This window comes from Microbacterium sp., assembly GCF_036823965.1.
In the GTDB taxonomy this organism is placed as follows: domain Bacteria; phylum Actinomycetota; class Actinomycetes; order Actinomycetales; family Microbacteriaceae; genus Microbacterium.
In genome coordinates this window covers 116,381-140,092 of record NZ_DAITBE010000002.1, presented here as the reverse complement: position 1 = coordinate 140,092, position 23,712 = coordinate 116,381, and the positions used below count along the sequence as shown (strand labels likewise).

Below are 23,712 nucleotides of genomic sequence, written 5' to 3'. Positions count from 1 at the left end.
GGTGGGGTCGGCAGGACGAGGGTGCGGGAGAGTGAGGGAGTCAGCACTCGATGACGTTCACCGCGAGACCGCCCTCGCTCGTCTCCTTGTACTTCGTCGACATGTCGGCGCCGGTCTGACGCATCGTCTCGACCACCGCGTCGAGCGAGACGTAGTGGCTGCCGTCGCCACGCAGCGCGAGCCGCGCCGCCGTCACCGCGGTGGATGCCGCGATCGCGTTCCGCTCGATGCAGGGGATCTGCACGAGCCCGCCGATCGGGTCGCAGGTGAGTCCGAGGTGGTGCTCCATCGCGATCTCGGCGGCGTTCTCGATCTGCCTGTTCGTGCCGCCCATCACGGCGGTGAGTCCGCCCGCTGCCATCGCGCACGCGGATCCGACCTCGGCCTGGCAGCCGCCCTCGGCGCCAGAGATCGAGGCGTTGGCCTTGAACAGCGATCCGAGCGCTGTGGCGGTCAGCAGGAACCGACGGATGCCGCGACGACGGTTCGCCTCAGCGGTCTGCTGCGCATCGAGGGCGTCGCCGACCGAGATCGCGGGCGCACCGGCATCCGGTCCGAAACCGAGCAGCGCGCTGCCGACCAGCTCGCCGTACGGGGTGACGGCATTGCCGGCGCCGAGGCCCGAGTCGGCCAGGAAACGCCACCAGTACATGGCCACGGCCGGGAGGATGCCCGCGGCACCGTTCGTCGGCGCGGTGACGACGCGTCCGCCGGCGGCGTTCTCCTCGTTGACGGCGAGCGCGAACGCACCGAGCCATTCACCGGGGAGCTCGCGGTGCCCATCGGACTCGGCTTCTTCGAGCTGCCCGCGGATCACGCCGGCGCGCCGCTTCACCTGCAGGAAGCCGGGCAGCACACCGTCCGCGTGCAGGCCTGCGTCGACGCATCCCGACATCGCGTCCCAGATCGCGTCGAGCCCGGCGGCGACCTCTTCCTCGCTGCGCACCGACGACTCGTTGAGGCGCGCGATCTCGGCGATCGAGAGTCCGTGCTCGTCGCAGAGGGCGATCAGTGAGGCGGCATCCGCATAGGAGTAGGGATACCCGGCCGAGGCGATCGCAGCCCCTTCGCCCTCGCGCCGGATGAACCCGCCACCCACCGAGTAGTAGGTCTCTTCCGCGACCACGGCATCGTCCGCCGACCACGCGGTGATCGTCATCGCATTGGGGTGCCCCGGGAGGCGCGTGCGAGGCGTGAAGACGATGTCGGCCTTGGCGAACGGCACCTCGTGGCGTCCGTCGAGCGCGAGCATCCCGCCCTCGGGGAACTCGGTCCAGGCCGACCGGACCTCGGCGGGGTCGCACGTCTCAGGGGAGAGTCCGCGGAGCCCTGCGACGACGGCATCCGGGGTTCCGTGTCCGATCCCGGTCGCGCCGAGCGAGCCGAAGAGCGTGCTGCCGACGCGGGCGACAGCGTCGAGCGACCCCTCGGCGCTCAGCCGGTGCACGAAGTCGAGCGCGGCTCGCATGGGCCCCACCGTATGGGAGCTCGAAGGCCCCACGCCGATGGAGAAGAGGTCGAATGCCGAGACGTACGCTGTCACGACTCCAGGCTACGCCGCGTTCACCGGTCCAGTGCACACGTATGAACTTGATCCACCACCACGCTGATCCCGTGAGCGATGCACCGGAATCCTGCGGTTCCTCGGCGCAGGTGCGCTGATCCGACATCGTGCTGGCCGGCGGCGGCAGGACCGTCCGATTCGAGTAGTCGGACGGTTCCGCGGTCGAAGAGCTCCTGATCGCGTACGGCCCCCTCACGCAGATGCACTTCTGATCGCGCGTCAAGCCCCTTCATCCGTGCGGCGGGCGACGGCATCCTGATCGTGACGACATCTCGAAAGGATGATCATGACGAACAGCACGCCTGACGAGGACAGCACGCCAGCACAGGACGACGCGGAAGCCCAGACGCCGACGCCCACCTCGCCTCCTGCTGCAGAGGAGGCAGGACACCTGACGGCGGAGACCCCGGAGCAGGCCGAGTCGCCGGAGCAGGCCGATCCCGAGGAGATCCCGAGCACGGAAGAGCTCCAGGAGCCGAGCACCGAGAAGGATCCGGGCGAGGAGCCCCAAGCCCCGAAGCGCGACGAGCCCGAGCCCGACCATGAGGCTGTCGGCATCGGCGTCGTCGACACCGAGGAACCGCAGGACGACTGACAAGCTTCGTCGGGCCCTTCGACAGGCTCAGGGACCCATGTGGCGTCGGACCCTTCGACAGGCTCAGGGACCCAGTGGGCGACGCAGGGACCCAGTGGGTGACTCAGGGACCCAGCGTGGCGGCCCAGCGACCCGGTGGGCGAACTCGCAGAGCCACCACGCTGGGTCGCTGAGCCTGTCGAAGCGTCGGGTGCTGCTACTCGACGAGCTTCCCCGCGGTGTCGACCTCCCGCATGAGTTCCGCGATCTCGGCGGGGATCTCGGGGATCGCCTCGTGCGTGATGCCGGCGGTCGGCGACCAGACCAGGTTCACCTGCAGCGTGGGGTCGGTGTCGGGGTAGTCGCTGCGGTTGTGGCACCCGCGGGTCTCGCGACGTTCGAGCGCCGCTTCGAGCGTCGCCCTGGCGGCGAGCGCCGACGCCTTGAGGTCGAAGGCATGGGCGAGATCCTGGAACCCGGCGATGTCCGGGTGGATGCCGATGTCCTCCATCCGCCCCTCGATCATGTCCAGTTCGGCGAGGCCGGCGCGAAGCCCTGCTTCATCACGCACGACGCCCGCGTGCTCGGTCATCGTGTTGCGGATCGCACGCTGCAGGGCGCGGACGTTCTCGCGTCCGTCCGCGGCGAGCAGGTCGGCGATCTCGGCTCGCGCCACCGCCACGGCTTCCGCCGACCGGTGCTGTGCTTCCAGACCGGCAGCATGATCCATGGCGGCCTGGCCGACGATGCGTCCGTAGACGAGCAGCTCGATGAGCGAGTTGCCGCCGAGCCGGTTCGCGCCGTGCAGGCCGCTCGAGGCCTCGCCGATCGCGTAGAGCCCCTCGACGTCGGTCTGGTGGTCATCCGGTCGCACCCACACGCCGCCCATCGAGTAGTGCGCGGTCGGCGCGATCTCGATCGGATCGGTGGTGATGTCGAGCATCTGCAGCTCCATCATCGTCTGGTAGACGCGGGGCAGACGGGTCATGATCGTCTCGCGCGGCAGGTGCGAGACGTCGAGCCAGACGCCGCCGTTCTCGGTACCGCGTCCTTCCTTGATCTCGGTGTACGCCGCGAGCGCGACGCGGTCGCGGGTCGACAGCTCCTGACGCTCCGGGTCGTACTTCGGCATGAACCGCTCGCCGAGGGCATTGCGCAGCACGCCGCCCTCACCTCGTGCTGCCTCGGAGATCAGCGTGCCCGCCGCATTCTCCGGCTCGATGATGCCGGAGGGGTGGAACTGCACGAGCTCGGGGTCGCGCAGACGGGCACCCGCGTCGACCGCGAGGCGGAACGAGTCGCCGGTGTTCTCGTCGCGACGGGACGAGGTGCGGCGCCAGATGCGGTTGTGCCCACCGGCCGCGAGGATCACGGAGTCGGCGTGGATCAGGTACCGGGTGCCATCGGCCTGGTCGAACCCGTAGGCGCCGAAGATCACGTTGTCGCGCACGAGCAGGCGGGTGATGTAGACGTGGTCGAGGATCGGCACCTCGAGCTGCTCGGCGCGACGCACGAGCGTGCGCTGGATCTCGAGTCCGGTGTAGTCGCCCGAGAAGGCGGTGCGGCGGAAGGTGTGCGCGCCGAAGAAGCGCTGCGAGATACGGCCGTCGTCCTCGCGGGCGAAGTCCATGCCCCATCGTTCGAGATCGCGGATGCCGCGCTCGGCACCCTGGGTCACGATCTCGACCGTGTGCGGGTTGGCGAGCAGGTAGCTCTCCTTGATGGTGTCGGCGGCGTGCTGCTGCCAGCTGTCGTCGGCGTCCATGGTGCCGAGGGCGGCGTTGATGCCGCCGGCGGCGAGGGAGGTGTGGGCATCCTGTCGGGGGCGTTTGCCGACGGCGAGGACGTCGATGCCGTGTTCGGCGACCTCGATCGCCGCGCGCAGCCCGGATCCGCCGGTGCCGATGACGAGGACCGTGGTGGAGATCTGACGTTCGCGTGTACTCATGCGATCAACGCTAGTTAGGCCACCCTAATAACTCCAATGCATAGTTCGAGTTCGAACCATGCGGTTAGGCTATGGCCATGAACCTCGAGCAGCTCCGCGGGTTCGTCGAGGTCGCCCGCCTCGGCCACTTCACCCGCGCCTCCGAGCACCTGCACCTCGCGCAGCCCTCGCTGAGCCGTCAGATCTCGACGCTGGAGCGCGAGCTCGGCGCCGAGCTGTTCCATCGCGCCCGCGGCCACATCGCCCTGACCGCCGCAGGCGAGACGCTGCTCCCCCGCGCGCAGCGGATGCTGGCGGAGGCCGAGGCCATCCGCGAGGAGATGGATGAACTGCGTGGTCTCCGCCGCGGACGCATCCGCCTCGGAGCGCCTCCGACGCTGTGCATCAGCCTCGTCGCAGAGGCGATCAGCGTCTTCCATGCCTCGCACCCCGGCGTCGACCTGCACCTCATCGAGAGCGGGTCACGTCTGCTCGTCGAACAGCTCGCCGTCGGAGCCGTCGATATCGCGCTCATCACGGAGTCCGACGGGCCGCCACCCTCAGGGTTCAGCCTCACCCGCACGCCGCTGCTCACCGAGGAACTCGTCGTCGTCTCCGCAGCATCCCGCCCCCCGGTCGCTGTGACGCCCGCGATCGGTCTCGAGCACCTCTCCACCCTGCCCCTCATCGCGCTCGATGAGACCTACGAGCTCAGAGCCACCACCGATGCCGCATTCCGCTCCGTCGGGCTCACGCCGAAGCATGTGCTCGAGGGCGCCGAGATGGATGCGGTGCTGCGGTTCGTCGAGCGCGGAGTCGGTGTGGCCGTCGTTCCCGCGATGGTCCTGCTCGACCAGCCGGCGCTGCGCTCGGTTCGGCTGACGCATCCGATGATGACCCGCACCGTGAGCCTCGCCCATCGATCCGACGTGACGCCGACCGTCGCGGTCGCAGCGATGCGCGACGTGATCCTCGCCACCGCCGCGGAAGTCGCCCGCCGCGACCCCGCGATCACGAGCCTGCTCGGCTAGGCACGCACCGACCGGAGCTATGGCGGGGTCGCATACGGCCGCTTCTCGAGGAACGACGCGGCCATATGCGCCATCTCCGCGAACCGCGGGGTCCCATATGGCCGCATCCGAACGATTGATGCGGCGATACGCGCCACCGCCGCGACAGCGAGCCTCAGCGCAAGACACTCGAACACCTGGAATGCCCACCAGACCCACCAGGACATTCGGGGGGTGAGTTCAGCTCGATGCAGAGCCGTGTCGATGGAGATCCGAGACGACGACTTTCAAGCGTGGGATGCCCCTGGAATGCCCAGCTCTAACAGAGCTACCGAAGGGCAAGAAAGAAGGCCTGGCAGGAATTTCTTCCTGCCAGGCCTCTCACTGTCTCAACACGATGTGCGCCCGAAGGGACTCGAACCCCTAACCTTCTGATCCGTAGTCAGATGCTCTATCCATTGAGCTACGGGCGCTCCTGGACCGCTCAGCGGGCCGTAGAACAGCCTACAACAGACGCGACGCGAAAGCGAAACGAGGCCTCAGTCGGCCTTGTCTGCGGCCTTCTGCTTCTTGGTCCGCTTGGCTTTCGCGCGCTGCTGCGACGACAGCGCCTGCAGATCGACGAGCCGCAGCGCCTGCATCCGCGCCTCGCGCATGCGGTCGTAATCGGGGTCCTGGTCCGGACGCATTCCCTCGACGCGCAGTCGACGATCGAGGTTGTGCCGCACATCCGCCCACGCGGCCTCACGCGCCTCTTCGACGATCACGCCGAGCTGCTCCGGGTCCTGCATCACGTCGCGCAGTCGGGCGGCGACGCCGGCGGACTGCTTGGCCCGGCGACGGAGGTTGCGCACATCGCGGTCGCGGTAGTCGTGCGTGCCCGACGGGTCGGAGTGGCGGCCTCTGGCACGCTTGCGGAGGGCGGTCACGTTCTCCGCGGCGGCTTCCGACTCCTCGGCCATCGCCCGCAGCGCCTCACGCGCGTCGTCGATGTACTTATCGGTGTCGAACACCCCGTTCTCGGCGATGGTGCCGATCAGGATGTGGTTCTTGACGGCCAGGCGCGCGGCAGCGGTCGCGATCGCAACGCCCTCAGCGATGGCATCCGCAGTCCGTCCCACCGAAACCTCCCTCTCTGAGAGCGTACCGGTATCAATCGCGTCCGGCGTGGGTCACAATGGTGGAGAAACCGGGATCTCTGCACCCGGCCCGACAACGTGGAGACGGTGCGCGACGACGCGCGCCAGGAGGAGGAACGATGCGCCTCGACCTCACCGGGAGCACGACCGTGATCACGGGAGCCGCGAGCGGCATGGGCGCGGCCATCGCCCGCCAACTCGCCGGCGAGGGGGTGCATCTCGCGCTCGTCGACCATGACACGACGGCACTCGCATCCGTCGCCGCGGAGCTCCGAGCACGAACGACGGTGACGGCGCACGTCGTGGATCTCCGCAATGACGAGGCGGTGTTCGCGACCTCGACCGAGATCGTCGCCGCGCACCCCCGCATCAACGCACTCATCACGTGCGCCGGATCATCCATGCTGGGCAGCCTCGACCAGCTCACGATGGAGGAGATGCGCTGGCTGACCGACGTCAACGTGTGGGGCACGGTCTCGATCACGAAGGCACTGCTGCCCGCCCTGCGTCAGGCGCCGACGGCGCACATCACGCACCTGGCGAGCGTCTACGCGCTTGCGGCTCCCGCAGGACGCATCCCCTATGCCATGACCAAGTTCGCGGTGCGCGCGTTCTCCGAGGCGCTGCGGCACGAACTCGAGGGCACATCGGTCACGGTCGGCACGATCTACCCGGCAGGCGTGCGCACCGGCATCATCCTGCACGGTCGCTACGCTGCGGCGATCGACCCTGCCGTCGCTGCTCGAGCGGCCTCGGCGCAGGCAGCGATGTACCACACGGAGCCGGCGGATGCCGCGGCGCGCATCGTCCGTGCGACGAAGCGCCGCAGCGCCAGAACCATGGTGGGCCGAGAGGCGCGTCTCGTCGACACGCTCGTGCGGCTCGCTCCCGTCGCCTACTGGCGGGTGATGCGCGGCCCCCTCCGCGATGCGGTCGACACGACCACACCGGTCCGCTGACACGCATGCCGGATCAGCGGACGGCGCCGACCCAGATGCCGGATGCCCAGGCCTGCTGGTCGCCGTTGCACCCCTGGTTGCCGGGATAGCCGCGCACCACGGCCATGCAGTTCGCGAGGAACTCGGGGTCGCCGCCGAACATCGACGAGTACGTGCCGGACGAGGTCAGCGCACCCCAGACCCGGAACTGGTAGATGTGCGCGAGCTCGTGGGCCATCGCCCAGTTCAGCCGGTCTGAGCTCCAGCCGGCGATGTCGGCGCGGTATTTGATGTAGCCGTTGCTGTTGGCGCACGCCGCCGCGTTGCCGCCGGCGCAGGACGGCGACTCGTAGAGTCCGATCCCACCGCCGCCCACCAGGTCGAGCGCGGCACGGACCCTGGCGTAGCCGTCGGGGCCGCTCGTCGTGTACGCGGGGCCGCCGGGCCCGGCGCTGCGCACGATCTGCGCGGCCTGCCACGTCGTCACCTCGTCGTTCACCTTGTCGGTGAGCGCGTGCACGGTGGCGGTCGCATTGGTCACGACCTGCGGGTCTGCGTGCTCGGCCAGCACGGTCTGCTGCGCCGAGAGCGCCGCGGCGAGGTGAGCGGCGGTGTCGACCTTGCCGGTGGCCGTGGTGAGGGCGGTGCGGAGCGCCTCGATCTCGACGAGGAATGCCGGACGCGCCGCCAGCACCGCAGCACGATCCGCGGTGTCGTCCTCTGCGCGCTCGAGCGCTCCGCGCAGGTAGTCGGTGCGCTGCTGCGCCGTTCGTGTGGTGTCGGCGAGCGCCGTGAGCTCGGCGACCGCGGACACGCGATCGCTCTCCAGGCCGTCGGCCCGTGCGACCACGGCGGCCGAGAGCAGCACCGCTGCCGTCACGGTGATCGCCATCACCCGCCGCATCACTGCAGGAATCCCGTCGAGTCGGCGATCTCGGCATCCTGCTGCGCGATCTTCGAGCGGAGCGCCGTGAGGGAGCCCGCGAGATCGAGGTTCTGCGCACGCGCGACGTCGAGGCGTTGCTCGACCTGCGTGACCTGAGCCCGGACCGCTTCGATCGCGGCCAGCCGCTCCTGGTCGGCGACCACGACGAGCACCACCCCACCGATCAGCAGCAGGCTTCCCACGGCGACAGCAAGACCTCGCATCTCGCTCCCCAGCACATCGCGACAGACCCCGGAACGATTCCGATACGCCCAATATATATACCGGGCACTCCCTCGACCGCTACTCCTGCCCGCCGGGCATGGCGTCAGATCTGGTAATCGCTGCTGATCAGGCGACGGGCGGCGACGGCCTGCCCCATCGCGAGGTGCCGCGGAATCAGCGTGCGGACGCGTTCGACATCTCGGTTCTCCATCGCCTCGAGGATGACGCGGTGCTCCTCCGCCATCGAGATCAGATCGTCGTGCTGCCCGAACAGCCAGCGGAGGCGCGTGAAGAACACCCCGAGCAGCTCGCTCAGCATGTCGTTGTCGGCGAGTTCGCCGGCGATGGCATGGAAGTCCGCCGCGGCGGCCCTGGCGGCGTCGCCGTCACCGGCGGTCGCCCCAGCCAGCTCCGCCAGATACGCCGCGCGCAGCTTCGCGATCCCGGCATCGTCATGGCGCTCAGCAGCGAACACGAACATGAGCGTCTCGATCGCCTCGCGCACCTCGGCGAAATCCTGGATGTCGCGGTGGGTGAACTGTCGGACGACGGCCCAGGTGCGGGGTCGCGCGACGACCACCCCCTCGGCGACGAGTGCCCTGATCGCCTCGCGCACGGGAAGTCGCGACACGTTGAGCTCGGCGGCGAGGTCGCGCTCGATCAGCCGGGAGCCGGGCGCACGTCTGCCGAAGATGATGTCGTCGCGCAGAATACGCGTCACCCTGACCGACTCGAGTTCGCCGGCCAACCCCACCTCAGCCATGCTCGCATTCTTGCACTCGCCGTGAACGTTCGCCAATTTGGTATGCCATTTTGATCGTCCGATCGTGACATGACGAGGGGGAGGATGCCGGAGCACCCTCCCCCTCGAGATATCGCCGCAGATCAGGGCAGGCGGTTCGCGATCGCGAGGTTGGCCTCGAGCTCGGCCGCGTTCTGCCGCACCACGTAGGCCGGGCGGTCGCGCTCGACGCGCCAGGACTCGCTCAGCGGTCCGATGTTGACGGTGTCGAACCCGATCTCGTCGTACAGCCGCGTGACGAACGCGACAGCCTCGGCGTCATCGCCGGCCGTCGCCAGCGCGCGGCGGTTCTCGGTGCCGGCCGGGGTGCCGTCGGTCGTGATGTCGCCGGACTTGATGTGGTTGAACGCCTTGGCGATCTTCGACGTCGGCAGGTGCTGCTGCAGCAGTTCGGACGTGGTGGTCTCACCCTTGTCGAGCGCCTCGATGTGCCCATCGCGCTCGAAGTAGTAGTTGTTGGTGTCGAGCACGATCTTGCCCGCGAGCGGCTCGACCGGGACCTGGTCGAGTGCGCGCAGCGGCACGGTCACCACGACCACGTCGCCGGCCGCACCTGCCTCTGCCGCGGTGGCCGCCGTCGCCTTCTCGCCGAGTTCTTCGACGAGAGCTGCGAGCGTCTCCGGCCCGCGCGAGTTCGCGATCACGACGTCGTAGCCCTGTGCGATGGCCGCGCGAGCGACCTGCGAGCCGATGTGTCCTGCACCGATGATTCCGAGAGTAGTCATGTCTGGGGCCAACGCCGCATGGTCGCGAGTATTCCCCGATCCGACACGAACCGAGACGCAATCGCGCGACCGCGACAGCTCAGACGTCGAGCACCAGCAGCTCGGCCAGCCGTCGGTATCCCAGCTGCTCGTACAGGTCGACGGCGCCCTGGTTGAAGCCGAACACGTGCAGTCCGATCGAGTCCGCACCGGAGCGGCGCGCCTCGCGCTCGGCTGCGTGCATGAGGGCGCGGCCGTACCCGCGACGCCGCTGGCCCGCGGCCACCTCGATGTCGAGGATGAACGCGTGCGGGTGGTCGTCGCGTTCACGGATCGCCAGCCAGAGGATGCCGACCTCTGCGCCGTCGACCGAGGCGGTGAAGAGCTTCTGCCCAGGGGTGTCCAGACCATCAGGCAGCTCGTGCTCGAACTGCCGGTGCGACTCGGCGGCCGCTTCGTCCGGCGTCAGCCGGCCGGACGCTGCGAGCTCGGAGGCGAAGCCGGCTTCGGATGCCGCAGCGAAACTCGGATACCGCTCTGCGGTCATCGGCGACACGTCGACCGCCGACACGTCGCGGTCGGGGATCGGCTGGAGGAGCATCTGGATCGACGAGGTCGAGAAGCCGTGCCCGTCGAGGAAGCGGCGCGCCTCGGCATCCTGCACGAACAGCCGGGCGCTGATCTGCGTCACCAGCTCCTCGGCGGCGATGCCGAGCACCAGCTCCCACAGCTCGTCGAGCTGCTCGTCGGTCATCGGCTCGTCGAACGCGGCATCGATCAGGAACATCCGCCCGTCCTTGAAGGCGAACCAGACCGTGCCGCGCTCCTGGCCCTCGTCGTCGACGATGCGGAGGATCCGCGAGGTGCGGGTGTCGACGCCCTCCGGCAGCAGCTCCGTGAAGTTCCGCTCGGCATCCTCGACCGCGTCCTGGCCCGGCAGCAGACCGGAGTCCTGCCGGAGGCGGATCAGCCGCTCCTTCGTGCTGGCACGCCAGTCGTCGAAGTGCTCGGCGGGCAACGGCAGCAGCTGCACAGTCATGTCATCCATCCTGTGCTCTGCGGCCGATCGATGCGAAACTCAGGCCGACTTGCGCAGGGCGTCTTCGGCCGCGACCCACGCGAGCATCGCGCACTTCACGCGGGCGACGTACCGCGAGACCCCGCCGAGCGCCGCGGCGTCACCGAGCAGCTCCTCGTCCGGTTCGATCTTCCCGCGTGAGCGCATGGCCTCGCGGAACGCGTCGATCCGCACCTCGAGCTCCGGGACCGTGAGCCCCTCGGCCAGCTCGGCGAGCAGCGAGGCCGATGCCTGCGAGATCGCACAACCGTGCCCCTCCCAGGCGATCGCCTCGACGGTGCCGTCGGCAGCGCGGTGCACCTGCAGGGTGACCTCGTCGCCGCAGGTGGGGTTCACCTGATGCGACTGCGCCGCGATCTCGTCGCGCAGGCCGAAGCCGTGCGGCGTCCGCGAGTGGTCGAGGATGAGCTCCTGGTACAGGTTCTGCAGGTCGCCGGAACTCATGCTCGCACTCCGAAGAAGTCGATGGCCGCGGCGACGCCGTCGATCACGGCGTCCACCTCGGCCTCAGTCGTGTAGAGGTAGGTGCTCGCCCGCGTGGACGAGGTGATGCCGAGCCGCCGGTGCAGCGGCTGGGCGCAGTGGTGGCCGACGCGCACCGCGATGCCGCGGTCGTCGAGGAACTGGCCGACATCGTGCGAGTGGATGCCCTCGATGTCGAAGCTCGCGAGTCCGACGCGCGGCAGGTCGATGCCGGCGCCGAGCACCTGGACCCCGTCGATCGCGCCGAGCCCGTCCACCAGACGCTGCCCGAAGGCGGCCTCGTGCGCCGCGATGCGCGGCATCCCGACGGCCGCCAGATAGTCGATGGCCGCGGCGAGCGCGATCGCCTGCGAGACCCGCTGGGTGCCGGCCTCGAAGCGCTGCGGCGGCGGCAGGTACTCGGCCTGCGTGGTGGTGACGGTCGTGATCATCGAGCCACCGGTGAGGAACGGGGGCATGGCCTCGAGCAGCTCGCGGCGCCCGTAGAGCGCGCCGATGCCGGTCGGGCCGAGCATCTTGTGGCCGGAGAGCACGGCGAAGTCGACATCGAGCGCCCCAACGTCGAGCGGCAGGTGCGGGGCCGACTGACAGGCGTCGAGCAGCACGAGGGCGCCGGCGGCCCGCGCCAGGGCGACGATCTGCTCGACCGGGTTGATCACACCGAGCACGTTGGAGACGTGGGTGACCGCGACGAGCTTGGTGCGCTCGGTGATGAGCTGCGCGGCTTCGTCGAGCCGGAGGGCGCCGCGGTCGTCGAGCGGGATCACCCGCAGGGTCGCACCGGTGCGTGCGGCGAGCTCCTGCCACGGGATGAGGTTGGCGTGGTGCTCCATCTCGGTCGTGACGATCTCGTCGCCCTCGCGCAGCCGGAGGCGCTCGGCTGCTGCTCCCCCTCGCCCGACCGAGGCGTTCGAGAGCGAGTAGGCGACGAGGTTGATGGCCTCGGTGGCGTTCGAGGTCCAGACGATCTCGTCGTCATCCGCGCCGACGAAGCGCGCGACGGTGGCCCGAGCGTCTTCGAAGAGCTCGGTGGCTTCGGCCGCGAGCGTGTGGGCTCCGCGATGCACGGCGGAGTTCATGGTGGTCGCGAACTCGCGTTCGGCGTCGAGCACGGCGAGGGGACGCTGCGAGGTGGCTCCGGAGTCGAGGTAGACGAGCGGATGCCCGTTCACCTCGGTCTGCAGGATCGGGAAGTCTGCACGGAGGCGCCGCACCTCGTCCTCACTCAGCGGGGCGAGCACGTCGACGGCAGGGGAAACGCTCATCCTTCTAGCTTCTCATCTGGCGTCGGTGCGCGGGTCGCCATGTCGACCACGGCGACCCTGTTCAGGCGGGCGGCGGCCCGACCACGACGGCCGCGTCAGCGGGTACCGTGAGCCGACTCCCCTCGTGCCGCACGTCGGCGGTCGAGAGCAGCACGACCGCGTCGGAGCTCGGGTCGAACTCGACCGGTTCGGCCGTCAGGTTCACGAGCACCGAGCACGTGCCGCGATCGATCCGGTAGGCCCTGGCATCCGGCGCCGCGCCGGCCGGGGTCACCGTGACGACCGTGCGGGTCATGTCGGGATCGGTGAGCTCAGGTCGCTCGCGCCGCAGTGCGGTCAGCGACCGGTACAGCGCCAGCAGCTCGGCATGCGCTGGATCGTCGAGCTCCGCCCAGTCGAGGTGCGAGCGCGCGAAGGTGTCGGGGTCCTGCGGGTCGGGCACCGTCGCCGGGTCCCAGCCCATCCTGGCGAACTCGGCGATGCGGCCCTCGGCGGTGGCGCGACCGAGCTCGGGCTCCGGGTGTGAGGTGAAGAACTGCCAGGGCGTCGACGCGCCCCACTCCTCCCCCATGAACAGCATCGGTGTGCCCGGTGCGGTCATCGTGAGCACGGCCGTGACGGCGAGCCGCTCGGGCGACAGCGTGGCCGACAGGCGGTCGCCCGCTGCCCGGTTGCCGATCTGGTCGTGGTCCTGCGCAAACGTCACCAGCCGCCAGCCGGGCACAGTGGCCGGGATCGGGCCGCCGTGACGACGTCCGCGGAAGGAGGAGTACGAGCCATCGTGGAAGAACCCGCGCTCCGACACCTTGACGACGGCATCCTCCGCCGCGAAGTCCGCGTAGTACCCCTCGACCTCACCGGTCAGTGCGACGTGGGCGGAGTGGTGCCAGTCGTCCGACCACTGCGCCGTCAGGCCGAACCCGCCGGCTTCACGCGGCAGGATCAGCGTCGGATCGTTCAGATCGGACTCGGCGATCAGGCTGAGCGGACGGTTCAGCTGCGCCGACAACGCGTCGGAGCGCTGCGCCAGCTCGCGCAGGATGTGCGTCGGCTGCTCGTCGCGCAGCGCGTGCACGGCGTCGAGGCGCAGGCCGTCGACGTGGAAGTCGCGCATCCATCGCAGCGCGTTCTCGATGATGTACTCGCGCACGGCGGGCTCGTCGAGGTTGATCGAGTCGCCCCAGGTGTTGCGGTCACCGTCGCGCAGGTACGGTCCGAATTCGGGCAGGTAGTTGCCGCTCGGGCCGAGGTGGTTGTAGACGACGTCCTGGATCACGGCGAGGCCGCGGGCGTGCGCCGCATCGACGAAGCGCTGATAGGCGCTCGGGCCGCCGTAGGACTCCTGCACGGCGTACCAGAGCACGCCGTCGTAGCCCCAGTTCCACTCGCCGTTGAAGGCGTTGACCGGCAGCAGCTCGACGTGCGTGACCCCCAGATCGACCAGGTGGTCGAGTCGCTCGATCGCCGAGTCGAGCGTGCCGCGGGGCGTGTAGGTGCCGATGTGCAGCTCGTAGATCACAGCCCCCGCGAGCGGGCGGCCGGTCCAGGCGGTGTCGCTCCAGTCATGGGCGGACGCGTCGAAGGCGGCGGATGCTCCGTGCACGCCGTCGGGCTGACGCGTCGACCGGGGATCGGGGCGCACGTCGTCGCTGTCGTCCAGCAGGAAGCCGTACCGCTCGCCGTCGGCGAGGTCGATCTCGGCGTGCCACCAGCCGTCGCCGTCGGGGTGCGCCGGCGAGCGGGTGAGCTCGCGGTCCTCGACGGTCGCCCCGGCATCCGACAGCCGTCGAATCCGCACACGTTCGGCGCGTGGCGCCCAGACCTCGATCATCGGACCTCCACCAGCAGCGCGACCGGGTACCTGTCGAGCAGCTCGGCCAGCAGCACAGGGCCGGGCTCGATGCGACGGCCGGTCAGCACGTCGATCGCGGCGACGTCGGGCCGGACCAGCTGCGTCTCGCCCCAGCCGCCCCGGCGGGCGAGCCCGACGGGAAGACGGGTGGCCACGGCGGTCACGCCACCACGGTCGACGGCGACGACGTGATCGGATGCTGCACCGATCGCCGCAGCGGGCCGGTACACCTGGAACAGCTCGGGGTTGTCGCGCCGCAGCCGCAGCGCGCGCGAGGTCACCAGCATCTTGGCGAGGCCGGAGTCGTCGATCGGCGGCAGCTCGCCGCGGTCCGCATTGCGGTCGAGCACGCGCAGCATGTGTGCACGCTCGGCGAAGTCGACGGCTCGGCGGTTGTCGGGGTCGACGAGCGAGTGGTCCCACAGCTCGGTGCCCTGATAGACATCGGGCACGCCGGGGCCGGCGATCTGCAGCAGCTTCGCCGAGAGCGAGTTCGAGCGTCCGGCGTCGACGATCTCGGTGACGAAGCCGTCGAGCACCTCCCGGGCGGCGCCGTTCGACGCCTCGGCGATCGCCTCGATGCCGGCTTCGAAGTCGGCATCCGGGTGCTGCCAGGTCGTCGACTCCGCGGCCTCCCTCGCTGCCTTGAGCCCGTAGGCGAGCAGCCGGTCGGAGTCGATCGGCCAAGCGCCGACCGCTGCCTGCCAGAGCAGGGCGTCGAGCGGGCCGTGGCCGGTCGTCGCGATCGCGCGCAGCTCTCCGAGCACCTCGGCCCACCGCTCCGGGATCTCCGACAGCACGCTCAGCCGGGCGCGAACGTCTTCCGAGCGCTTCGTGTCGTGCGTCGAGAGCGTCGTCATCGAGTGCGGCCACGATGCCAGGCGCTGCTCCTGCGCCGCGTGGAACTCCTCCACCGAGAGCGCAGCGATCGAGGGGTCGGCGCCGACCTCGGTCAACGTACCCAGGTGCGTGAAGCGGTAGAACGCGGTGTCCTCGACCCCCTTCGCCATCACGGCGCCGCTGGTCTGCTCGAAGCGCTCCGAGACCTCGGTGTCCGGATCGGCGAGCAGCGGTTCGAGCTCGTCGAACGTGGATGCGAGGTCGGGACGACGGCGCCGGGCCTCGGCGAACGCGTGATCCAGGTGCTCGCGCCCCGCCGGCAGATACGAGCGGTAGACGGGGAAGCAGGCGGCCAGCTCGGCGAGCGCATCCTCGGCGGCGACCACGCCGTGCGGCAGGGTTCGCACGAGACGGCGAACCTCGGATTGCAGCAGCGTGTCGGCGATCATGCGCTTGGTCGAGCGGATCAGGTCGGGCCACGCCAGCGCCTCGTCGAGCCCGGTGTCGGCACGAAGCCGAGCGTCCAGCTGCGTGAGCGCCTCGACACCGTCCGCATCGACGAAGAGCCGGTCGATCTCGGCGAGCGCGTCGTAGCCCGTGGTGCCGTCGGTGCGCCACCACGAGGGCAGCGTCTCGCCGGGCTCGAGGATCTTCTCGACCAGCGTGTACGCGCCGGCGGTGACGTCGGCGAGCTGCTCGAGGTACGCCCCTGGGTCGGCCAGGCCGTCCGGGTGATCGACGCGCAGGCCGTCGGCGAGCCCTTCGGTGAGCCACCGCACGATCTCGTGGTGCGACTCGGCGAAGACGTCTGGCAGCTCGACGCGGATGCCGGCGAGCTCTGACACCGCGAAGAAGCGGCGGTAGTTGAGCTCGGCGTTCTGGTCCTGCCAGAACCGAAGCTCGTAGTTCTGCGCGGCGAGCAGCGCCGGCAGGTCGCCGTTCAGCTCGCCGGTGCCCGGTGCGAGCGGCAGCACGTGCTCGAAGTACGTCAGGATGCCGTCTGGAGCATCCTCGGCCGGCGTCGTGTCGATCACGATCTCGCCGTTGTCGATCGCGGCGGTCGGGACCGACCCGAGGATCGGCAGTCGCACCTTCCCCGCGCCGAGCCGCCAGTCGATGTCGAACGCGACGGCGTGCCGAGACCCGCGGCCGAGGCGCAGCACATCCCACCACCACGGGTTCTCGCGCGGCACCGACACACCCACGTGATTGGGCACCGTATCGATCAGGATGCCGAGGTCCTCGGCTCGCGCGGCCTCGGCGAAGTGCCGCAGTCCGGCCTCCCCGCCGCGGCTCTCGTCGATGCGCGAGTGGTCGACCACGTCATACCCGTGATCCGATCCCGGTGTCGCAGCCAGCAACGGCGAGAGGTACGCCCACGATGCCCCGAGCTCGCGCAGATACGGCGTGACGGCGGCCGCATCGTCGAGCGTGAACGCGGCGCGGATCTGCAGGCGGTAGGTCGAGATCGGGCGCCGGGTCATGCGCGGTGCTCCGCGGTCGGGGCAGGCGACGAGATCGCCGACTGCTCGTTCTGCACCCGCAGCGACGCGTTGACGGAGTCGTCGACGTCGACCTCTTCGGCGTCGACCTCGCACAGCACCAGCAGCGACTTCGCGTGCAGCTCGATGTCGCCGCCCGCAGCGACCGCCGACTCGTTGCCGCGCTCACCTGCCGTGTCGATCATGACCTGCCAGCTCGCACCGTGGCGGTCGTCCGGCAGGGTCAGCTCGACCGGCTCGTCACCGCTGTTGAAGTACACGAGGAAGTTCTGATCCGTGACCGGCCGGCCCCGCAGATCCTTCTCGCGGATGCCGTGCCCGTTCAGGAACATGCCGACGGCGAGCCCGAAGCCCGAGTCCCAGTCCTCCGGCGCCATCGGCACCGCATCCGGCCGCAGCCAGACCACGTCGGGGATCCGTTCGCCGTCTTCGGCGCGCACCGGACGACCGTCGAAGAAACGACTGCGTCGGAAGGTCGGGTGCGTACGACGCAGCCGGGTGACCGCCGCCGTGAACTCGATCAGCGGGTGGTCGGCGGCATCCCAGTCGACCCAGGTGATCTCGTTGTCCTGTGCGTAGCCGTTGTTGTTGCCACCCTGGGTGCGGCCGAGCTCGTCGCCATGCGCGATCATCGGCACACCCTGCGAGAGCAGCAGCGTTGCGAGGAAGTTGCGCTGCTGTCGAGCCCTCGCCCGGTTGATGGCCTCGTCGTCGGTCGGACCCTCGACCCCCATGTTGGAGGAGCGGTTGTGCGATTCGCCGTCGTTGTTGTCTTCGCCGTTGGCGTCGTTGTGCTTCTCGTTGTACGACACGAGGTCGCGCAGCGTGAAGCCGTCGTGCGCGGTGACGAAGTTGATCGAGGCGACCGGCCGGCGACCGGAGTGCTCGTACAGGTCGGCGGAGCCGGTGAGGCGCGAGGCGAACTCCCCGAGTGCCTGCGGCTCGCCGCGCCAGAAGTCGCGCACGGTGTCGCGGTACTTGCCGTTCCACTCGGTCCACTGCGGCGGGAAGTTGCCGACCTGGTATCCGCCGGGTCCGACGTCCCACGGCTCGGCGATCAGCTTGACCTGCGAGACCACTGGATCCTGCTGCACGAGCTCGAAGAACGTCGACAGCTTGTCGACGTCGTAGAACTCGCGGGCGAGGGTCGACGCCAGGTCGAAGCGGAAACCGTCCACGTGCATCTCGGTCACCCAGTACCGCAGCGAATCCATGATGAGCTGCAGCGCGTGCGGGCTGCCGGCGTTCAGGCTGTTGCCGGTGCCGGTGTAGTCCGTGTAGTAGCGGCGGTCTTCTTCGAGGCGGTAGTAGGCCTCGTTGTCGATGCCGCGCATCGACAGGGTCGGGCCGAGGTGGTTGCCCTCTGCCGTGTGGTTGTACACGACGTCGAGGATGACCTCGATGCCGGCCGCGTGCAGGGCGCGCACCATGGCCTTGAACTCCTGCACCTGCTGGCCGAGCTTGCCGCTCGACGAGTACTCGCTGTGCGGGGCGAAGAAGGCGAGGGTGTTGTAGCCCCAGTAGTTCGAGAGCCCCTTGTCTTGGAGCGTCGAGTCGTTCACGAACTGATGCACCGGCATGAGTTCGATCGCGGTGATCCCCAGGTGCAGGAGGTGCTCGATGATGGCGGGGTGCGCGATGCCGGCGTAGGTGCCGCGCAGATCGTCGGGGATGTCCGGATGCCGGAAGGTGAGGCCCTTCACGTGCGACTCGTAGATCACGGTCTGCGCATACGGGGTCTTCGGCAGACGGTCGCCGGCCCACTCGAAGAACGGGTTGATCACCACGCCCTTCACCATCGCCGCGGCAGAGTCCTCCTCGTTGCGGGAATCCGGGTCGCCGAAGTCGTAGCCGAACAGCGACTGGCCCCACTCGATCTGACCCGACACGGCTTTGGCGTACGGGTCGAGCAGCAGCTTGTGTGGGTTGTAGCGCTTGCCCTCTGCCGGCTTGTCAGGGCCGTAGACCCGATAGCCGTAGAGCTGGCCGGGCTGCACCGACGGGAGGAAGCCGTGCCAGACGAACGCGTCGAACTCCGTCAGCGGCACTCGTTCCTCGGAGCCGTCCTCATCGAAGAGACAGAGCTCGACGCGGTCGGCGCCTTCACTGAACAGCGCGAAGTTCGTGCCCTGTCCGTCGAAGGTCGCCCCGAGGGGGTACGGCGAACCGGGCCAGACGTCGTGGCTCACAGGGCGCGCTTCCGGAGACGCACAGCGGCGGCGCGGTCGAGCACGACCTGCACGGCCTCATGGAAATCGTGCGTTTGCGCGATCTCCTCCGAGTTCAGATACGGGCTCCCGAAGTAGCAGACGAACACCGGCGACACCCATTCGACGTAACCGATGGGCCCGTCGCTCAGCACGGCATAGCGGTCGAGGTCGACACGCTCGTACAGAGCCTCGGCAGGAGCGCTCTTCTCCTCGGGAGTGGCGTCAGTGCCTGCAGATTCGAATTCAGGAGCGGTGGGGGCTTTCGCAGACATGCGGACTCCTTTTTCTGTTGATGCCCCTCACGGTATGCGTCCGCACGCAAGATGGGAATGCCGTTGCCAGAATCGACATCCAACGGCTACTATCGATCGGCTTTCGCGGCGGGCCAGGCGCGTGCGGCATCGATGCCAGCGCTGGAGTTCTCACGAATGAGAATGTTCATCGAGAAGGTCCCCGTTCAGGCGGCTGCTCCATGCGTGATCGGATGCTCGCCACTGCGGCGTCGACCTCGTCGTCCGTCGGACCACGCAGACCCGACCCGCTCGCCGGCGTCACCGTGAAGAGGTTCGCTTCGGCGGAAGCCAGTTCCACAACGAGAGCGGCGTACGACATGCTCGTGGGTTCGCTTCGGTAGACCTCGACGATGTCGGCCACCCACAACTCCCGCGTTTGGGAACCGGCACCGACACCAAGCGCTCCCTGCCGGCCGGAGATCAGCAGGCGGTCGGAAGCGACAAGAACCCATCCGCAACGCAGATACTCGCTCTCATGCCCCTCGGTTCGCCCAAGTTCCGCCAGCATGAAGGCGAACCCGTCGGATGCACCCGCTGCCTGCGCCGCTCGCGCCGCGCGTCTGAGGAGCCCTCGCCACCGGAGTGCATTGAAAATGAATGGTCCCAGCAGAGCCAGCCCCGGTCTATGCGAGACCGGCACCTATGGGAATAATCGGGACCGAGACTCCGTAGCTGAGAGCATACTCCGTGACTATTCGTCGAGACTGTTGGGGCAGTTTTGATGGGCGTGTTTCCACACCTTCCAGCGAACTTCGCATACCTAACTTCTCGTCATTAATGACTTGCCAGCCCCTTGCATACACTCCCGTGGCCGTCACAACCAATTCTGAAAGATCCCGACTACGGCAAAGAATGTCATGGTCAGCCCCATAAGACCAGCAAAACAACCAACGACACCGATCATGACAGGCTTCTGCCGGCCCGCTGAAGCGTCGGCGACCTTCTGTCCAAGGATCGACTTCTGAGAGCCATACACCCACGCGTTCAGGCGTACCCGGTATCGCACGAGAAGGATCGCCGCAACGACCAAGAGGGGACCCAGTATCAGGTTCGGCAAAATCACGTTTGAAGTTATTTCAGGCAACGTTAGCCTCCGAGTCCGTTCCTGCCCACTCCGACGTCGTAACTGCACCCCGCGCTCGCACCGAATGCGAGTCCTGCACCTTTATAGCCCGCCGGGCCGTTCTCCTGCATTCCCGCCTCAACGTATCCGCCGATTGGCCCAAGTGTTCCAACACAACTTCCTCCCATGTAGAAACCACCAGAAGACTCACTTGATACCCCAAGCGAACCGGAGATGCCCGCCTTGGGGCCCCACCCCACACCAACGCGTCCAGAGAGATCGTGTCCGACAGAGACATTGACGCAACCTCCAGCGCATACTGAAACTCCGAAATCGATAGTTCCCTTATTGCCTGGCAACCACTCGATCCCCGGCCCGCCCCAGTTCTGCTTGGCTCGTTGTGGCTGAGCTTGAGTGTACTTGTTCGCCTGGACCACCTGGCTCAGAGAAGCAGTGGTCGAGGAGGGTCGCTTGACAGGACTCGATGCCATCCAAGACGGTCCTCGCTTCGCGAGTTTCGTTCTCGGGGCTTCGTACCGACGCAAGTCATCGACGACGCGCTCACCCGTTAGATCATTCTTGTTGATCGGGTCCGGTGGCCACACGTAGTCGTTCGTTCCGCCGCCTTCGATGGGGTCGATCTGGAGGAACCTCCCGAGGGCTGGGACATACAGCCGTGCCCCCATCTCGACTACCAACGCCGACCCCGCAGACTCGGCGGGCTTCAACGCCCCCTGATGCCACAACGTGTTGCCCGCGACCTGGCCCGTGTCATCCGACGCGGCCGTTCCGATCGCGAAGGTCGTCGTGTCCACGGGCTGCCCGAACGGATCCCACAACAACAACCCGCTCGTCGTCGTCCCCGTGCGCGTGATCAACCCATGCCCACCCAAACCGGGGAACGACCACGTCACCGTCCCCGCCTGCTTCGTCCACGACACCCCACCCGGCAACCCGACACTCACCGTCAGATCAGACCCGACCTTCTGCCCCCACGCCGCATCACCACCCGCACCATACAGATACCGCGTCGTCACCGCCGGCGCGGCCCCCGCCGGATCCACCGTCCGGGCAACGATCCGCGACGTCGCATCCCGCACGATCACCACGGTCGTGCCATCGTCATACGTCGTTCCCACATGCCGGTTCGCCGCGTCATAGGAGAACTGCATATCCCCCAGACGCTTCGTGTTCCCACGCACGTCATACGTGATCTCCGCCGCTGCAAGACCATCCGCCACGCTCGTCGCACCCGGAACCGCACCCGTCACCGCAGTCGACAGCAACCGATCCGCCCAATCGAAACACGACACCGTCGACGTCGTCACCGCAGCCGCACCGGGCGCCGTCCACACATCCGTCGACCCCGTCCGATTCCCCCATATAGCGTTAACTTAACCCGACCGCATCCCTCACTTCTCGCGCAACGCGTAGAACACGATTGAATCGGCCGATCGTGGACGGGAGATAAACTAGCCGTCCGGAAACAAGACGCACCGCGATCATCCGAACGTTGCCGACAATTGGGATCCAGCCCACGGCGAACCCACCTGTTCCCATGTATAGCTCGAGTTCGATCACCTCGATATCGCCGGCGACGAAGCGTCGCCGGCTGAACCAGGTTGACACGACGGCTTCTCCCTCAGCGACCCACACACCAAGAAACATCGAGCGTACTATTGCCGCGAGACAATAGATCAATACCAGCAGGCCAAGCCATCCGAAGCTCGTTCCCCAACTCGATACAAGAACGACGCCCGTTGAGACAGCGCTCCACAAAAAACACCCAACCTGTGCGCCCATAGCGGAACCTACTACCCTAGTCAAAGCCGTTCAATCTTCCTTTGCACCTTGCTCCAACGTATACGGAAATTGTATGCAAGCGGTTTCATAAAACTGTTGGTGGCGGAGACCCAACATAAGCGACCGCCGTGCTCAGCCAACGATTGTTCGTTGATACTTGCGCAGTTACTGCACAGATCGTTCGACGGTGCGGTCTTGCAGCAACAACTCCTACGTGAATTGTACGATTCGCCACCGCGCCCGCCGCCGCACCTTGGAGAGTCCGAAACAGTGTTCTTCCTCCGACAGCACTCGCAACGATTCCAGCCGCACACTCGGCAATATCGATAGCTGTCCACACGCGCTCCTAGCGATCGTGGAGGCCGGACTCAGAACCGATGTAATACCGGTCGATGTAGTCATCAATCGATAAGGATCGCCGACGACTGAGTCCGGTCATGCTGGCACCATCAGATACAGCTACGAGCCCGCTTTGCCAGACAATCAGGTGCTCATCAAGTATCTCGCCTGGATCTAGGCGCGACCTAAGAAATTCGGTGACTTCGCTGCGTGCGTTCGCAAATGTCTCGGCCATTACGCTTCCCATGAGCTCACGGACGTGTCCGTCACCTCCGCGGGCATACCCCACAAAAGAAGTGAAATTAAGCCGCAACGCGATTTCGTCCCGTCGCGCGTATGCCACATCTTTAATGCGAGGAGAAAAGGGGCTCAGGCTAGGTCGATTCATCCAGAAGCTGTCGGCATTCGAGGCCTCAGGCCAGTGCGCGCGATTCGTCCCAGTCTCAATGTTGACGTCGGCATCCACAAGCTTATGGCGGGACGAACTATCAACGACCGACAAGAGCCGTTCGCCCGTGGACCCGTCCAGCCCTGTACCAGGCTTTGGACTCTCCACAGCAGAAACGAAGGCTCGTCTACCCCTCGCAACGATCTCGCACCGATAATACAGGGACGCGTCTGCGCTCAACATTCCGTCATTAGTGCTGCCAAATCGTATCGTGTTACCAGGGTGGTCGAGCTCGTGAAGCTTGATCCAGAGTGAGTCACGGAATGCCTCAAGGCGTAGCGGTGGAAGCGCGCTCAGACTTTCGATCAGCTTAGCAATTCCTTCGTGCTCGATCTCTCCATCCAACAAGCTGATCAATTGCCAAAAATCTTCCTCAGACATGGGGTCTCGACTCGGATCATCTGTGCGTGTCCCTGCTATGAGATCAGTGGTGGCGAACTCGACCCATCTGGCAGCGTCGTCGAAAAGATTTTCAAGAACACGGTCGACTACTAGCACCGGACCGAATCCTGGATGTGTCCGAATCGGCGAATGGGATAATATCCGGTGCTCGCCGCCAGGAGGATCCTCAACGCCGTCTCGGCTTTCGCTATTCGGCTGAAAGAGCACGTAGTCGTCGAATCGACGCCCCCGTCGAAACAGGACTCTCAAGGCATACCCTTGAACGGGAGGGAAACCTGCCTCGGTTTCATAAGTCACGACATATCCTACACTTCATTCGGTTCAAT

At 67.4% G+C, this 23,712-nt stretch carries 20 protein-coding genes and 1 tRNA gene; 3 read left to right on the top strand and 18 right to left on the bottom strand.

Going from position 1 to position 23,712, the window contains the following annotated elements; genetic code table 11:
* Window positions 1-40: 40 nt before the first annotated feature.
* Window positions 41-1,543: an L-serine ammonia-lyase, iron-sulfur-dependent, subunit alpha gene (locus V7Z82_RS04900; RefSeq protein ID WP_334148593.1), complete on the bottom strand. Its 1,503-nt coding sequence runs from the start codon at window positions 1,541-1,543 to the stop codon at window positions 41-43.
* A gap of 307 nt (window positions 1,544-1,850) precedes the next feature.
* On the opposite strand from V7Z82_RS04900, the gene V7Z82_RS04895 reads away from it, so the two are divergent.
* Window positions 1,851-2,159, top strand: coding sequence for a hypothetical protein (locus V7Z82_RS04895; RefSeq protein WP_334148591.1), 309 nt, complete (start codon window positions 1,851-1,853; stop codon window positions 2,157-2,159).
* A 196-nt stretch (window positions 2,160-2,355) separates the two neighbouring features.
* Here the strand turns inward: V7Z82_RS04895 and V7Z82_RS04890 are convergent, their stop codons facing one another.
* Window positions 2,356-4,086, bottom strand: coding sequence for an L-aspartate oxidase (locus V7Z82_RS04890; RefSeq protein WP_334148589.1), 1,731 nt, complete (start codon window positions 4,084-4,086; stop codon window positions 2,356-2,358).
* Between the two features lie 77 nt (window positions 4,087-4,163).
* Between V7Z82_RS04890 and V7Z82_RS04885 the strand changes: the two genes are divergently transcribed.
* Window positions 4,164-5,096 carry a LysR family transcriptional regulator gene (locus V7Z82_RS04885; RefSeq protein ID WP_334148586.1) on the top strand — a complete coding sequence of 311 codons (933 nt, stop codon included), beginning with the start codon at window positions 4,164-4,166 and terminating at the stop codon, window positions 5,094-5,096.
* A gap of 379 nt (window positions 5,097-5,475) precedes the next feature.
* On the opposite strand, the gene V7Z82_RS04880 is transcribed toward V7Z82_RS04885, so the two are convergent.
* Window positions 5,476-5,548, bottom strand: a tRNA-Arg gene (locus tag V7Z82_RS04880).
* Window positions 5,549-5,614: 66 nt separating this feature from the next.
* Window positions 5,615-6,196, bottom strand: a complete 582-nt coding sequence (locus V7Z82_RS04875; RefSeq protein ID WP_334148584.1) for an asparagine synthase — start codon at window positions 6,194-6,196, stop codon at window positions 5,615-5,617.
* Between the two features lie 137 nt (window positions 6,197-6,333).
* Here V7Z82_RS04875 and V7Z82_RS04870 point away from each other — a divergent pair, with 137 nt between their 5' ends.
* Entirely contained in the window at window positions 6,334-7,173 is an 840-nt protein-coding gene (locus V7Z82_RS04870; protein ID WP_334148582.1) for an SDR family NAD(P)-dependent oxidoreductase, read from the top strand.
* 13 nt (window positions 7,174-7,186) lie between these two features.
* Here the strand turns inward: V7Z82_RS04870 and V7Z82_RS04865 are convergent, their stop codons facing one another.
* The 14 genes from V7Z82_RS04865 to V7Z82_RS04800 all read right to left on the bottom strand — a co-directional run bounded on the left by V7Z82_RS04865 (window position 7,187) and on the right by V7Z82_RS04800 (window position 23,683).
* On the bottom strand, window positions 7,187-8,044 hold the full coding sequence (locus V7Z82_RS04865) for a hypothetical protein (RefSeq protein ID WP_334148580.1): 858 nt from the start codon (window positions 8,042-8,044) through the stop codon (window positions 7,187-7,189).
* A gap of 11 nt (window positions 8,045-8,055) precedes the next feature.
* Window positions 8,056-8,301 (bottom strand): hypothetical protein, encoded by a 246-nt coding sequence (locus tag V7Z82_RS04860; protein WP_045279052.1) that lies wholly within the window; start codon window positions 8,299-8,301, stop codon window positions 8,056-8,058.
* 104 nt (window positions 8,302-8,405) lie between these two features.
* Window positions 8,406-9,065, bottom strand: coding sequence for a GntR family transcriptional regulator (locus V7Z82_RS04855; protein WP_334148576.1), 660 nt, complete (start codon window positions 9,063-9,065; stop codon window positions 8,406-8,408).
* A gap of 122 nt (window positions 9,066-9,187) precedes the next feature.
* Entirely contained in the window at window positions 9,188-9,841 is a 654-nt protein-coding gene (locus tag V7Z82_RS04850; RefSeq protein ID WP_442927585.1) for an NADPH-dependent F420 reductase, read from the bottom strand.
* Window positions 9,842-9,908: 67 nt separating this feature from the next.
* Window positions 9,909-10,847, bottom strand: coding sequence for a GNAT family N-acetyltransferase (locus V7Z82_RS04845; RefSeq protein ID WP_334148570.1), 939 nt, complete (start codon window positions 10,845-10,847; stop codon window positions 9,909-9,911).
* Between the two features lie 39 nt (window positions 10,848-10,886).
* Window positions 10,887-11,330, bottom strand: a complete 444-nt coding sequence (gene sufU, locus V7Z82_RS04840; RefSeq protein WP_334148568.1) for a Fe-S cluster assembly sulfur transfer protein SufU — start codon at window positions 11,328-11,330, stop codon at window positions 10,887-10,889.
* A complete protein-coding gene (locus V7Z82_RS04835) occupies window positions 11,327-12,634 on the bottom strand; it encodes an aminotransferase class V-fold PLP-dependent enzyme (protein ID WP_334148566.1) in 1,308 nt (435 codons plus the stop codon). The genes sufU and V7Z82_RS04835 overlap by 4 nt, the downstream gene beginning before the upstream one ends.
* Before the next feature lie 61 nt (window positions 12,635-12,695).
* Window positions 12,696-14,465 (bottom strand): malto-oligosyltrehalose trehalohydrolase, encoded by a 1,770-nt coding sequence (treZ, locus tag V7Z82_RS04830; RefSeq protein WP_334148564.1) that lies wholly within the window; start codon window positions 14,463-14,465, stop codon window positions 12,696-12,698.
* Entirely contained in the window at window positions 14,462-16,810 is a 2,349-nt protein-coding gene (treY, locus tag V7Z82_RS04825) for a malto-oligosyltrehalose synthase (RefSeq protein ID WP_334148562.1), read from the bottom strand. The genes treZ and treY overlap by 4 nt, the downstream gene beginning before the upstream one ends.
* On the bottom strand, window positions 16,807-19,017 hold the full coding sequence (gene glgX / locus V7Z82_RS04820) for a glycogen debranching protein GlgX (protein ID WP_334148560.1): 2,211 nt from the start codon (window positions 19,015-19,017) through the stop codon (window positions 16,807-16,809). Before glgX ends, treY begins: the two co-directional genes overlap by 4 nt.
* Complete coding sequence (locus V7Z82_RS04815; protein WP_334148558.1) at window positions 19,014-19,310, bottom strand: hypothetical protein; 297 nt, start codon at window positions 19,308-19,310, stop codon at window positions 19,014-19,016. The genes glgX and V7Z82_RS04815 overlap by 4 nt, the downstream gene beginning before the upstream one ends.
* Before the next feature lie 166 nt (window positions 19,311-19,476).
* Window positions 19,477-19,839 carry a hypothetical protein gene (locus V7Z82_RS04810; RefSeq protein WP_334148556.1) on the bottom strand — a complete coding sequence of 121 codons (363 nt, stop codon included), beginning with the start codon at window positions 19,837-19,839 and terminating at the stop codon, window positions 19,477-19,479.
* A gap of 578 nt (window positions 19,840-20,417) precedes the next feature.
* Complete coding sequence (locus tag V7Z82_RS04805) at window positions 20,418-21,722, bottom strand: RHS repeat-associated core domain-containing protein (RefSeq protein ID WP_334148554.1); 1,305 nt, start codon at window positions 21,720-21,722, stop codon at window positions 20,418-20,420.
* 821 nt (window positions 21,723-22,543) lie between these two features.
* Entirely contained in the window at window positions 22,544-23,683 is a 1,140-nt protein-coding gene (locus V7Z82_RS04800) for a DUF4240 domain-containing protein (protein WP_334148552.1), read from the bottom strand.
* Between the last annotated feature and the right edge of the window lie 29 nt (window positions 23,684-23,712).

Coding starts and splice junctions, on each gene's coding strand:
- V7Z82_RS04870 (WP_334148582.1), top strand. CDS start 6,334: ATGCGCCTCGACCTCACCGGGAGCACGACCGTGATCACGGGAGCCGCG.
- V7Z82_RS04895 (WP_334148591.1), top strand. CDS start 1,851: ATGACGAACAGCACGCCTGACGAGGACAGCACGCCAGCACAGGACGAC.
- treZ (WP_334148564.1), bottom strand. CDS start 14,465: ATGATCGAGGTCTGGGCGCCACGCGCCGAACGTGTGCGGATTCGACGG.
- V7Z82_RS04855 (WP_334148576.1), bottom strand. CDS start 9,065: ATGGCTGAGGTGGGGTTGGCCGGCGAACTCGAGTCGGTCAGGGTGACG.
- treY (WP_334148562.1), bottom strand. CDS start 16,810: ATGACCCGGCGCCCGATCTCGACCTACCGCCTGCAGATCCGCGCCGCG.
- V7Z82_RS04845 (WP_334148570.1), bottom strand. CDS start 10,847: ATGACTGTGCAGCTGCTGCCGTTGCCCGCCGAGCACTTCGACGACTGG.
- V7Z82_RS04810 (WP_334148556.1), bottom strand. CDS start 19,839: ATGCTGGCGGAACTTGGGCGAACCGAGGGGCATGAGAGCGAGTATCTG.
- sufU (WP_334148568.1), bottom strand. CDS start 11,330: ATGAGTTCCGGCGACCTGCAGAACCTGTACCAGGAGCTCATCCTCGAC.
- V7Z82_RS04885 (WP_334148586.1), top strand. CDS start 4,164: ATGAACCTCGAGCAGCTCCGCGGGTTCGTCGAGGTCGCCCGCCTCGGC.
- V7Z82_RS04865 (WP_334148580.1), bottom strand. CDS start 8,044: ATGGCGATCACCGTGACGGCAGCGGTGCTGCTCTCGGCCGCCGTGGTC.
- V7Z82_RS04835 (WP_334148566.1), bottom strand. CDS start 12,634: ATGAGCGTTTCCCCTGCCGTCGACGTGCTCGCCCCGCTGAGTGAGGAC.
- V7Z82_RS04815 (WP_334148558.1), bottom strand. CDS start 19,310: ATGTCTGCGAAAGCCCCCACCGCTCCTGAATTCGAATCTGCAGGCACT.
- V7Z82_RS04860 (WP_045279052.1), bottom strand. CDS start 8,301: ATGCGAGGTCTTGCTGTCGCCGTGGGAAGCCTGCTGCTGATCGGTGGG.
- V7Z82_RS04890 (WP_334148589.1), bottom strand. CDS start 4,086: ATGAGTACACGCGAACGTCAGATCTCCACCACGGTCCTCGTCATCGGC.